The 12,257-nt window shown below is 54.1% G+C and carries 11 protein-coding genes; 4 read left to right on the top strand and 7 right to left on the bottom strand.

Annotation, left to right across the window (positions count from 1 at the left end):
• Positions 1-26: 26 nt before the first annotated feature.
• The 3 genes from H6G13_RS03955 to H6G13_RS03965 all read right to left on the bottom strand — a co-directional run bounded on the left by H6G13_RS03955 (position 27) and on the right by H6G13_RS03965 (position 4,129).
• Positions 27-656, bottom strand: a complete 630-nt coding sequence (locus tag H6G13_RS03955; RefSeq protein ID WP_190481882.1) for an HAD hydrolase-like protein — start codon at positions 654-656, stop codon at positions 27-29.
• Positions 657-669: 13 nt separating this feature from the next.
• Positions 670-2,802 (bottom strand): FAD-dependent oxidoreductase, encoded by a 2,133-nt coding sequence (locus H6G13_RS03960; RefSeq protein WP_190481883.1) that lies wholly within the window; start codon positions 2,800-2,802, stop codon positions 670-672.
• Positions 2,803-2,953: 151 nt separating this feature from the next.
• On the bottom strand, positions 2,954-4,129 hold the full coding sequence (locus tag H6G13_RS03965) for a site-specific integrase (RefSeq protein ID WP_190481884.1): 1,176 nt from the start codon (positions 4,127-4,129) through the stop codon (positions 2,954-2,956).
• A gap of 213 nt (positions 4,130-4,342) precedes the next feature.
• On the opposite strand from H6G13_RS03965, the gene hemH reads away from it, so the two are divergent.
• Entirely contained in the window at positions 4,343-5,506 is a 1,164-nt protein-coding gene (gene hemH, locus H6G13_RS03970; RefSeq protein WP_190481885.1) for a ferrochelatase, read from the top strand.
• 22 nt (positions 5,507-5,528) lie between these two features.
• On the opposite strand, the gene H6G13_RS03975 is transcribed toward hemH, so the two are convergent.
• The gene (locus H6G13_RS03975; RefSeq protein WP_190481886.1) at positions 5,529-6,131 is read right to left on the bottom strand and encodes a DUF4126 family protein; all 603 of its coding nucleotides are present in this window, start codon (positions 6,129-6,131) and stop codon (positions 5,529-5,531) included.
• Between the two features lie 255 nt (positions 6,132-6,386).
• Here H6G13_RS03975 and H6G13_RS03980 point away from each other — a divergent pair, with 255 nt between their 5' ends.
• Positions 6,387-6,974, top strand: coding sequence for a rhomboid family intramembrane serine protease (locus H6G13_RS03980; RefSeq protein WP_190481887.1), 588 nt, complete (start codon positions 6,387-6,389; stop codon positions 6,972-6,974).
• Here the strand turns inward: H6G13_RS03980 and hrcA are convergent.
• From hrcA to H6G13_RS03995, 3 genes are all read right to left on the bottom strand, one after another.
• A complete protein-coding gene (hrcA, locus tag H6G13_RS03985; RefSeq protein WP_190481888.1) occupies positions 6,967-8,067 on the bottom strand; it encodes a heat-inducible transcriptional repressor HrcA in 1,101 nt (366 codons plus the stop codon). The genes H6G13_RS03980 and hrcA overlap by 8 nt on opposite strands.
• Positions 8,068-8,199: 132 nt before the next feature.
• Positions 8,200-8,685 (bottom strand): 2Fe-2S iron-sulfur cluster-binding protein, encoded by a 486-nt coding sequence (locus H6G13_RS03990; protein ID WP_190481889.1) that lies wholly within the window; start codon positions 8,683-8,685, stop codon positions 8,200-8,202.
• A 79-nt stretch (positions 8,686-8,764) separates the two neighbouring features.
• Positions 8,765-9,577, bottom strand: coding sequence for a hypothetical protein (locus H6G13_RS03995; protein ID WP_190481890.1), 813 nt, complete (start codon positions 9,575-9,577; stop codon positions 8,765-8,767).
• A gap of 212 nt (positions 9,578-9,789) precedes the next feature.
• Between H6G13_RS03995 and H6G13_RS04000 the strand changes: the two genes are divergently transcribed.
• Complete coding sequence (locus H6G13_RS04000; RefSeq protein WP_190481891.1) at positions 9,790-10,803, top strand: LysR family transcriptional regulator; 1,014 nt, start codon at positions 9,790-9,792, stop codon at positions 10,801-10,803.
• A gap of 22 nt (positions 10,804-10,825) precedes the next feature.
• The gene (locus tag H6G13_RS04005; RefSeq protein ID WP_190481892.1) at positions 10,826-12,253 is read left to right on the top strand and encodes a serine/threonine-protein kinase; all 1,428 of its coding nucleotides are present in this window, start codon (positions 10,826-10,828) and stop codon (positions 12,251-12,253) included.
• Positions 12,254-12,257 lie beyond the last annotated feature (4 nt).

Here is a 12,257-nt window from a genome sequence, read left to right on the forward strand (position 1 = left end):
GCTCATTCGCAGTAGGCTCAGGAAGACTATACCGTACTGGCAATTTCAATGAGCGTTTGAGGCACATCAATTAAGAAATCAGGTCGGTGCCGCTCCAGCGCTACTCGACTATTGAAGCCCCAGGTCACCGCAATAACCCGAATTCCAACCCGATGAGAAGCATCTACATCTCGGGTCTCATCTCCCACATAGAGCACCTCTGCTGGCTTAAGCCGTTGTCGCCGCAGCAGCTGCCGCAGCACCCGGTTTTTGCCAAAAACGCTGGCCCCCGTCTCCACAAATTGGAAGCAGGGCTGGAGGCTGTGAACTTCAAGAAACAGATGAACATTCTCAGCAGAATTAGAGGTGACAATACCTAAGCAATGTCCCTCACTCTTAAGCTTCAACAGCGCTTCGGCCATGCCCGGATTAAGGGTGAGATGGGGAATTTCGGCCTGCAAATCACGCCGTACCCGTCGCAGCAACCGCACCAGCTTGAGCAAAGGAACATGAGTCTGACGCAGAAGCTGCTCAGCGCTCAAATCCCTAAGCCGCTTTATCTCTTCTGTCGTTACAGGCTCTATGCCAAATTCGGGGGCCAGCCGATTACTAATTTCGACGATGGCCCCCAAAGTATCTGCAATCGTACCGTCGAAATCAAATAAAAAAGTGGTCACAATCGTTTAGAAGTTAGCCTCCCCAGGGTCTCCATTCGTTCCAGTCCTCATTGAAAATTGAGGTGTCTGGGAACATGACTGGATTGCCGCTGTCCACAATCTCCTGCCGGAGTTCCTCTAACAGAGGTTCAGGGGCAGGCAAATTATCTACCAGTTCGTACGGATAGACGTCCTGATTGAGCACAAAGTTGACGGTGTGACCGGCAGCTGCCCCCACAGACCACTCAAAAGAGTGTACTCGATAGGCCGCTGCAGCGCTGTAGCTGGCAGCAATGCTCTTACTAGACACCAGCATATTATCGATTTTTTGAGGGATCATGGCCCTTAGAGGAATTTGGGCGGGATAGGCCTGCCCGTGGGCAGCCCGCACGCCCGGTCGCTCGATGTTACCGGGTTGCTCCGGCGGAGCATCAGCCATGCAGGGGTGAAAGTCAATGGCGTATTGAGCAATGCCGACCGAATCAGGGTAGATACGGGAGCGAGTGCGAATGGGAATCTGCTCGGCAGGTGTCTGCTGCTCAAAGACCTGAGTAGCCGATAGACCTGACAGATAGCGGCGTAAAGACAGGTAGCCGACCGGGCCAAGGGCCTGCGCATATTCCTCTTGAGTGAAGTCGTTCCAGGAGAAGTCGGCCTCGCTGATCATAAAGCCGCTTTCATAGCCATAGGCGGGCCGCCCGATGATGCGACGACCTTCTCGAATGTAGGGGTACTTAGACAGCCCGTGAGCCGTGCCCATAGGAGCATCAAAGCCCTGCAGGTAGCGGTTATTAGGGAAGGGCTCTTTGACGCTGTCATCCAGACGAGAGTCAGTGGTTCCAGCCACTAGCCAGTAGTAGTAGCCGATGGCGTTTTCTTCGCCCCGCCGCAGGGTTTCAGTGCGCAGACCGCCCATCCAGCCACCAGGTTCTAGCTGATTGGTTGCCTCTAGCTGGTCATGGGTGAGAATCAGGTTGTCAACAGCGGTGCCGGGGCGGTAATCGTTGCCCCAGGTCCAGTTCTGCATGGAGATGTCGCCAGGGCTGGTTCGAGGAGATCCCAAAACGTTGCGCTGCTCAGGGGGATTGGGGCTCCAAAGCCTGCGGTAGGTGAAAACAAAGTCAAAGTAGTCGGCAGGTGTGAAGTTTTGCCGGGGGTTTTCGTAGCTGTAGTAGGGCTCGTAGGTCGGGTAAAAGGCGGGCATCTGCTGAGGCTGGGGGTCCTCAGTGTTTTCCATCGCGAAGGTGTAGGTGAAGCCCTGAGTGCAGTAGGGGTCGCGCTCAGTAACAGGGGAGGAGGGGTTGAGCGGCGAACGGGGATCGAGCCCCAATTCGTAGGGCACGTCAGCCAGGGCCACCAGTTCTCCGGTTTCGGTTGCCTCTAGCACGTACCAGTCTGCCGCCCGTCTAGCAGCGGCTCCAGCAGCAGGGGCCGGGGGCACAAATTGAAAAACCTGCTTAGTAAACCGCGCTGAATCTTCGTAGCGGTAGGCATCTTCGATGATGGCGGACAGGGGTTCTGTATTGAGCGGCGGGGTGCCAGGAGCCGGGCTGTGCTGAATGGCAATGACGCTCTCAATCAGGCGGCCATCTGGGCTGAGAGTGAGGTCTTTGACCACCGTGGAGGGGAACCATTTCAGTTCGCCGCCGCCTCGGCGCTCGGCCTGCTGCAGCATGTTCGTCAAGATTTCGTTGGCATCGTAGGGCATGAAGCAGGAGGCGCTCACCCAGCACTCGCCGGGATTGAGCTTGCCGTAGAGCTGCTCAACACGATTGCGCAGCTCTAGATACCCTTTGGAGTAAAACAAGAGCTGTCGCTGCTTGCGCGACTCATCCAGCGCTGTGGTGCCTTGGGACGAAATTTGGCCACCGACCCAGTCGGTCAACTCGGTCATGCAGACGGTGCGCCCCGACAGCAGGCTCTCATAAGCGGCAGCCGTACCCGCTAGCCCGCCCCCGACAATGAGAATTTCACATTCGACAGTGGCATCAAAGGGTCGGGGCAGAATTGGCTGAGGCCGTTGAGCCACTTCTTGGGAAGTGTTAGCAGGGCTAGCCTGGGGCGTGGCTACCTGGGCTCCCGCGCTAAGCCCAGACACGGGCAGGGAGATCAAGGTGAGGGAGGAGGCGATAAGTCGTGCGATCGCAGTCCGACGGGGGCGGCTCATAAATCTATTTCTTCGGGTGTCTAACTTAAGGTGTCTAACTTTTTTCCTACTAGCTTAAGGGGAAACGGCCCCCTGTTGGTTATAACCGTAGCTGGCTTAAGGATTGATAGACTGACTTTCCTTGCAGACAGACTGTTCCTGCCTTCGCTATCTATAGGGGGGCCGATCGCTGCGTTTGAGCTAGGGCTGCGGTAACTGCCTGCTGCTGATCTCGCAGCGTAATCCAGCGATGATAGGTACGATTGTGAATGGCAACCGAGTGGCCCATCATGCGCGCTGAGACGGTGTCGGGCAAGCCAAAATGAATGGTGCGAACGGCCCAGGCATGGCGCAAATCGTAAGGTGAAAAGGGAATCTGGTAACGGCGAAACTGGGTAGAAACCTGCTGCCCAATCCGCTGCAGGGTGGTTTGATTGAGGTCGATCTGCAGCTCAGGCAAATTAACAAACCTGAGATGAAAGCGCTCTACCCACTCAGGATAAAAGGGCCAGACATCGTGCAGCCCAGTCTTGGTGGTCTCCAGCACCGACACAACCGCCTCTGCCTCTTCGCTTTGCAGGCGGCTGTAGTCACAAAAGAAGACTTCGTGGTTACGAAGCCCATAGGTGGCCATAATGCCGTAAACAAACCGCCAGGCTGGATTGGGAATGCGGCTGTACCAGGCGACGATCTCTTCATCCGTTGGGAGCTGCCGCCGCTGAGTGTGGCTGTTGCCGTAGGCTCCCCAAAATTGTTTGAGATCCGTCGGCAGCTGGAGGCCGCAAAAGTCTGCAAAAGCAGCCAGCGCAGTACAGCAGATCTGACGGCTGCGAGAGTGGGGCCGCGTTGACTGCACCGTCATGTAGATAGCCTCTGTCAAGCTCAGACGAGAATGTTGTTGAGTTACCTCTACCAGCTTTTTGAGATAGGGAACATAGGCTTTTTCCCAAGTAGTGATTTGGGAAGCGGGCAGCGTTTCTCGGTGCTGATCAAAGGTTAAGAAATATTGCTTAAAGGCTGCAATTTTTTCCTCTAAACCAACTCCCACTAGGGGTTTGCCTTGGGCTAAGGGCAGATATTCCTGCCAGTTGAAAGTTCGCTCAATCAGCCGAGCTGCAACGACTTTGGCCTCCTGCTCAATCTGCTTAAGTCCAACTTTGGTGGCAGGCAGACTTAGCGGTATGCGCTGTTGATACGGCTTAAGCCGGGGACTTTGGGGCCGGGGGGGCAGGGTTCCTCGCAGGTTTAAAGTTTCGCCTCGACGCTCAATTTGCAGACCTAGTCGGGCTGCTTTGAGGCGAGCATTAATCTGACAGATTTGCGGATCGAGCGGGTGGGGCTGGCTCATAGGGCCAAAACGGCATTATTAAATCTAACCAGACAGGAATCAGGGGGAGTTTGCTACAAACCTGTGAAATACTTTAAATTGTCCTTAGCTTCTAGGAACTGAGCTGAAGTTTAAGCTGAAGTTCAAACGATAGCCCCTCAACGGCCGTGTGCCGATTGAAAATTGTTACGATATAAGAATCAAGAGTTAGAGACGTAGGGAATGTAGCGTGTCATGGGCCGTGTTGGGGTTTTATTGCTGAATCTTGGTGGACCGGAACAGCTGGAAGACGTTCGCCCATTTCTGTTCAACCTGTTTTCGGACCCAGAGATCATTCGTCTGCCGCTCCCCTGGCTGCAACGTCCCTTGGCGTGGCTAATTTCCAGTAGTCGGGCTAAGAAGTCTCAGGAAAACTATCAGCAGATTGGCGGCGGCTCGCCGCTGCGCCAGATTACCGAGCAGCAGGCCGAAGCTTTGAAGGAAAGCCTTAAAAGCAAAGGTCAAGAGGCCGAAGTCTATATCGGCATGCGCTACTGGTACCCGTTTACGGAAGAAGCGATTGCCCGCATCAAGCGCGACAACGTTGAAGAATTAGTCGTGCTGCCGCTCTATCCTCAGTTTTCGATTAGCACCAGTGGTTCTAGCTTCCGCTTGATGGAGCGGCTCTGGCTAGAAGATCCCTCGCTACAGCGAATCAACTACACCGTTATCCCCTCCTGGTATGACCGTCCTGGCTACGTTCAGGCAATGGCTGATTTGATTGCCCAGGAGCTAGACCAGCTGCCTGAGCCCAATCAGGGCCATATCTTTTTCAGCGCCCACGGGGTGCCGGTGAGCTATGTCAAGGAGGCAGGCGATCCCTACCAGAGAGAGATCGAAAACTGCACTACCTTGATCATGAAGGCGCTTAACCGTCCTAACGCTCACACTCTGGCTTACCAAAGCCGGGTTGGCCCAGTGGAGTGGCTACAGCCCTATACGGAAGATGCGATCGCAACACTAGCCGAACAGAGCGTTAAACAGCTCGTCGTTGTTCCCATTAGCTTTGTCTCTGAGCACATTGAAACCCTTCAAGAAATTGATATCGAGTACCGGGAAATTGCTGAAGAGGCCGGTATCGAAACCTTCAAACGGGTGCCCGCGCTTAACACTCACCCTGGCTTTGTAGCCGACATGGCTGACATGGTTTTAGAAGCGCTTAATTCGCCCCGCACGCTGTTCTCCGACGTCGTGCAGCCCGACAAACAGGTCAGAATTTATCCGCAAGATCGCTCTGCCTGGGGCATGACGCCCTTTGCTGAAGTCTGGAATGGTCGGCTAGCAATGTTAGGGTTTCTAGCGCTGCTGCTAGAGCTAATGAGTGGCCGAGGGCCGCTGCATTTGGTGGGTTTGCTATAGCTATCGGTCAATCGAGCACTCGCTAATCGGGCGGTAAATGTTGACTACCGCTTTGGGTATCTGGCTCTGGCATCGGCTTAGCCGCTCTCCAGTGCTGCCAAATATTTGAGGTGCGAATTACCAGCCAGAGCAGCAGCAGGGCAATGATCCCCCCCTGCTGGGGCGAGTCAAACGCCAAAATTGCCAGGAACACGCACAGAGCGTCTAGCACAAAAAAAGCCCAGAGGGGCGGTCGCCGAGGTCGGTAGAACCAGCCGATCTGCATTAGCTGGATCACCAGCGCCAGGAGCGCACTGATCAGACCCATCAAAAAAAACAGCCATCCTTCTAGAAACACCGTGCGGGCAACGGCAATCCCCGCGATGGCCCCGACAAACGGGCTGAGAACCAGCTCAGTGGTTTGCACCAGGCGCTGGCCCACAGGATCTTTAGACAAAACTAGCTCCACCAAAGACCAGCTCACTAGCAAACCCAGCACCCACGCTGGCGGCACCTGAGAGAGCAGGGGCACATTGGCCCAAAGCATATCTCCCGACATCAGCCCAATCATCAGCAGCGGCAGGGCCAAGCGTAAACCTGTTGCGGCAGAGATGGATAAAACGGCCAGAAGCTCAGGAAGAATCACGCAAACCTACTATAGGTTTTGAAGGAACACAAGCTAAAAGAACACAGGCTTTGAGAATTCTGAACAGGCAACTCATCAGCGCCCTTCCAGTGAAGCAGTGCCTCGCCTTGAAACTCCACCTTAGAACACAGATAACCTTCTCTTAAGTTATCAAGACACAGTTTGACTGTGCAGCCTAGAGGGCAGCCTCCCCCCAGACCGCACAGCCCAGCTAAATTCTGCCAATATAGAGAAATTCATGCCGTGGACACTGCAATGGGGGGTCGCAATGATAAAACAGGGACGCAGGAGCTAACGCTGCACCTGAGCATTTTGGGTGGCATTGTGCTGGTACTCTGGGGGGTCTATCTAGCCAATCTGCTGCTGTTTTCGAGGCAGCTAATTAACCTGGGAATTATGCCCAGAAGCGCCGTTGGCCTTAGAGGAATTGTCTTTGCCCCGCTGCTGCACGATAGCCCTTCTCACCTCATTGCCAACACTGTGCCTCTGATCACCCTAGGGTGGCTTACCCTGCTGCGCGGTCTGCGAGAATTTTGGCTCACCACTGCCCTAGTCATGCTTACTGCCGGTTTAGGAACCTGGCTGCTAGGAGCGCCTACCTCAGTTCACATTGGGGCCAGTGGCGTTATCTTTGGCTACTTTGGGTTTCTGCTGCTGCGAGGGTACTTTGAGCGCAGCGTAGGGGCAATTTCCCTGTCCCTGTTGGTGGGACTGCTTTATGGAGGGCTCATCGGGGGAGTACTGCCCGGCAGTTCAGGCGTTTCTTGGGAGAGCCACCTGTTTGGCTTTTTGGGAGGTGCGATCGCAGCCCGCCTTCTAGCCCGTCCCCGTCATCTCAGTTAGCGTAGCCTGGGCCTCTTTGACTGAGAGCCTCCGAGAGGTAGTCTGCTGCCGCCTCTACCACCGCCACCGCATTTTCATAGACCATTCGGGTGGGGCCTAAAATGCCTACGCTCCCCACAGGCACCGCATCCTTCAAGTACGTCGAAGCCACCAAGGCGCAGCCCTGCATAGGCTCCAGCGGATTTTCTGAGCCAATCCAAACCCGCACTCGCCTGTTGTCTTCCACCGTTGCAGGCTCAAAAAACAGCGGCCAAAGCTGGGCCTGATCTTCCTCTAACAGCTGCACAATTGCCTGCACCTGTTGAGTATCTGAAAACTCTGGCTGCCGCAGCACCTCAGCTAGCCCGCTAATGACCAGCTGAGTCGGCGCAGGGATTCGGGTCCGGCGGACGAGCTCTAGAATGGCATTCTGCAGGGTATCTGCGTAGCGCCGAAACTCATGATCCACGTCAGTCCAGTCGAGGGTAGCCACATCCGAGAGATGTCGTCCTCGCAGATGGCGAGTCAAGAAGTTAGACAGTATTTCCAGTTCTCGGCCTAGGGTATCTTCTTCCTCTAGCGGCGGCTGCAAACTATAAGGCAGACGAATCACCACAGACTGAGTTACTAAAGAATCCAACAGCACCACCAGCAAAATCTGGCCAGGATCTACCTGAATGAGCTGCAGATGCCGAATTTGGGCAGTTGTGGCCTGAGGCACCGTAATTAGAGCTAAGTAGCCGCTCAGGCTAGATAAGACCTGAGTAGCGCCTCGCAGCAACGCCTCAAAGCTCCACCCCTCCCAGTCCAACTCCCCCGCCAGCAGCACATCAACCTGCCGCCCCAGCGATTGGGTCGGACTCATCAGCTGATCTACATATAGGCGGTAGCCAAAGTCAGAAGGAACTCGACCGGCAGAAGTGTGGGGTTGAAAGAGCAGCCCCGACTTTTCTAGAAAGCCCATCGCATTTCTGACCGTCGCGGGGCTGACATTGAGGTTGTACTCCTGGACTAGGGCTTGAGACCCTACAGGCTCAGCGGTTGCTACATAGCGACGCACCGTTGCCCACAGAACCTGCTGTTGACGAAGATTGAGCTTTAGGGAAGGCTGCATGAAGCGGTCAGGAAACGACAACCCAACAGATCTTTTGAATTACATTAGCAGAACTTTAACTCTAGTCGTTTTTATGACCGTTAGCAGGTAATCTCAATACCGCTTCAGCAGATCTTTAGACAGGGGCCGCCTCTAGACGTCTTTACTGTGGGTATAGAACTCACCAACTCTAAAGCTAGTCGTGTTTTCTAGCTGCTTGAGCATAGAGCGGGTAATCAGTTTGCCCTGTTCTACCAGAACTTCTCCCGTGATTGGGTGCAGCAAGTCCTGATCGGCTCGGCGGCCAATCAGCGCTTCAATGTCCTGCAGAGAGTTGATATACATACCCGGAGGTAGCTCTACGACAACCCCATTGCCAACTACCCGAGACTGGCAGGCCAAACGCGAATTGGGTTTGCAGGAGGTAATGACTTCTAAAGTGCGCTGTTCTCGCCGATTAATCGGGGTTAGAGCATCCATGCCCTCCTTGACAAAAATGTGACAGGTTGCGCACATGCCCCGTCCCCCGCACTCCTTTAAGACATCCAAGTCCTTGTTGAGGAGAACTGACAGGAGGTTGCCATTGGTTTCAATAGAGCTTTCCTGAGCGATTGGCTCTAACCGAACGATTTTTGCCATAGTTTTTTTCCGAGGTAGGGGTTGCGAGGGAAAAGGGGCAGCAGGTTAGACCAGTTCCAGCGGCAGGACAAGGACAAGCTTAAGCATCCGCAGGGAGCAACAGGCTCTTTTGGCGAGGATCGAGGGCTTGTTCTGTGAGGATGGTGGCAAAATCACGAATGGTCTTACCGCAGTGCTTTACAAAAGCCTGAACCCAATCTTTGAGCCACTGCTGCTGCTCTAGCGTCAGGCTCGCTCCAGCAAGAGCAGCTTCGGTAGTGAGCCTGAAATGCCCTGAGCGGTCAATCTCAACAGATTCAAGCCAGGAATGAGCCGGACGTGCCGATCTCCAAGCGTTAGCTACTATTACTTTGCCCAAATATTGAGTGGTGAAATCGCTCAGGTGATTTAAGGCGGCCATCATTTCATCCCAGAGAACTGTCTGGCTGCGGGCCAAGGCCAGACTAGGCAGTGCTGCTAGCTCATCATTAGCGGAGGGATCTGAGCTAGCCTCAAGCGAGTAGCTTTGATTATTCAGGGTGACACAGCCTGCCAGGAGCCGGAAAGTCGCAACCGAAGTGGCTAAATCTTCTGTCAGCGTCACTTTTAACTGCTTGAGGGCAGTGACATAGGCTTCAAAAGGAACTTGGTTGCTGGTCAGCACCAGCAGAATAACGCCATCGGTAAGCTTGTAAATGTGAGCCTGCCGGCTGCCAAAGCGAAAGGAAAAGGCTTCAAAATCAGCTGGAGTAGTACTAACTACCTGTTGAATACCCTGGGCTAGAGCTTCTTTCTGCTGTGAGTTTAAGATAGTGTCGAGGCCGCAGAAAAAGGGCCGAGTGCGGCCATCCATCAGGGCCACTCCCGTTATACCGGGCAGATTCAGGAAATTCTGAATAACTTGCCGTTTCATACAAACTCAAGCTTTCACTCCAATAAGTTTCGGTCAGTGGCCTGAAACGAGTAATCTAGGGAAGGCAGATTGTACCGAATCGCTAAGTTAGCTAAGGTTGCCCAGTCTTAGCCAGACGATGATGGCAGATATCCTATCTGTGCGATTGTTAGGATGTGTCACCTTACTGCCACTGGCATCTTAGGGATTCTTAACATTTAGGGTTAGTTCCGATGTCTGACCTTCCTTTTACTCTGGATCAATTGCGAATTCTCAAAGCCATTGCGGCAGAGGGTAGCTTCAAGCGGGCAGCGGATAGCCTGTACGTGTCCCAACCTGCAGTTAGCCTTCAGGTGCAGAACCTCGAGCGCCAGCTCGATGTGCCGTTGTTTGACCGGGGAGGTCGACGGGCGCAGTTGACCGAAGCAGGGCACCTGCTGCTGAGCTATGGAGACCGCATTCTCAGCCTCTGCCAGGAAACCTGTCGGGCCATCGAAGACTTGCAGAATCTGCAGGGAGGAACCTTGATTGTGGGGGCTAGCCAAACCACAGGTACCTACCTGTTGCCCCGAATGATCGGTATGTTTCGCCAAAAATACCCTGATGTAGCGGTTCAACTGCATGTCCATTCCACCCGGCGGACGTCTTGGAGCGTAGCCAATGGTCAGGTTGATCTGGCCATTATTGGCGGGGAGGTGCCTCCAGAACTACAAGATTCTCTAGAAATAGTTCCCTATGCGGAGGATGAACTCGCACTGATTATGCCCGTTTTTCATCCTTTGGCGATGAATGAGGTGATTCAGCGCGAAGACCTCTACAAGCTGCAGTTTATTGCCCTAGATTCTCAGTCTACGATTCGCAAGGTCATCGATCAGGTGCTGACCCGCTGCGGCATTGAGACCCGTCGCCTGAAGGTAGAGATGGAGCTGAACTCAATTGAGGCAATTAAGACGGCGGTGCAGTCGGGGTTGGGTGTGGCCTTTGTGTCTAACTCGGCGATTGAAAAAGAGCTGCAGATGGGCGTTTTGCACCGAGCCAAGATTGACTCTGTAGTGGTGAACCGAGCGCTATCGGTAATTTTTAATCCCAACCGCTATCGCTCAAAGGCGGCTGAGGCCTTTACCCACGAAATTTTGCCCCAGTTCACCAATCAAACTTTAGAATTTAGAAAATCTAACGGCGAAAAGAATGGGGCAAAGCCAGAGATTGTTCGGCCTGCAATAGAAGTTCCTCCAACCGGCTCCTGATGTTTTGAAGTGACAGTCATTCATGGAGATTTTCTGCACTCGACCCAGCTGTCCTCGACCGGTCAATGTTTTTCCGGACTTAGACAGTGGCAATACGATTAAAACAGTGCAGCAAAAGTTTTGTATGACCTGTGGAATGCCGCTGCTTTTGGGCAGCCGCTACCTGCCTCAAAAGCTTCTTGGTCAGGGTGGATTTGGCACTGCGTTTTTGGCCCGCGATCGCTACACGCCAACGCTGCGCTCCTGTGTGGTGAAGCTGTTTCAGCCAACCGGGCAGCTCAGTCCTGCTCAGCTACAGACGGCTCAAGACCTGTTTGAGCGTGAGGCAGCGGTACTGGAGGAATTGGGAAATCACCACCCTCAAATTCCAAATCTGTATGCGTTTTTTTCGCTGCAGGTGTCGGGGCTGCGGCCAGGAGTTCAGGAGGAATATTTTTACCTAGTTCAAGAGTTTATTGACGGCCAGAATCTAGAGCAATTGCTAGAGCAGAATGGGGCTTTTACCGAGGCTGAAGTGCAGGAAATTTTGGTTTCACTGCTTAAGGTGCTGGAGTTTGTTCATCAGCACGGCACAATTCACCGAGATATTAAGCCTTCAAACATCATGCGCGATCGCAACCAGCGACTCTACCTACTCGACTTCGGTGCAGTCAAACAGGTGGCTAAAGCAGGCAGCCCTAATCTCAAGTCAACCGGCATTTACTCAATGGGCTATGCGCCGCCTGAGCAAATGGCGGGGGGAGCCGTCTATCCAGCAACCGATCTCTATGCGCTAGCCGTGACCTGTATCTCTTTGCTGACCGGCAAACCTCCTGAAGACCTCTATGATGGCTATCAAAATAGCTGGAAGTGGGAGCAGTATGCCACTGTAAAGCCAGTTTTGGCCCAGGTGCTTAATCGGCTGCTGGCCCCGGCGCCTCAGCAGCGCTACGACTCTGCAGCAGAGGCGCTGGCTGCTTTAGCGGGTCCTATTAGCCAGCCAGCCCCAATGCCCTCTCCGACGCCCCCGCCAACGCCGCTGCAGCCAGCCCCATCTAGTTCTCCACCGGCTGTCGCCAAAGTGCCTGGGACTCCGGCTTCGGCCCCGGCGGCCCAACCTTTTTCCCTGGCCCAGTTTTTAGGAGGGGCGCTATTTACAGGGTTTGAGGGGGGGCTGCTGGCCATTGCCAGCCTTAGCCTGCTGGGCACCACTTTGATGGGCAGTGGAGCCTGGTTGCTGCTCCTAGGCGTGCTGGTGCTGCTGCAGTTAAAACGCACGATTGAGCGGCTTGACTTGGTCATTATTGCAGCGGTAACGCTGGCAATGGTGCTGCTGTTTCCCCCACTGCGCAGCGTGCTGGCGGGATTTAGCACGCCGCTACAGTGGGTTCTGGCTTTAGCTATTATGGCTGGGCTGATGGCGGCTGCGATCGCAACTCTTTTCCGCCTGCTCTTTCGCCTATTTTCCTAGGGGA

It is taken from the genome of Pseudanabaena sp. FACHB-2040 (assembly GCF_014696715.1).
GTDB lineage: Bacteria > Cyanobacteriota > Cyanobacteriia > Phormidesmidales > Phormidesmidaceae > JACVSF01.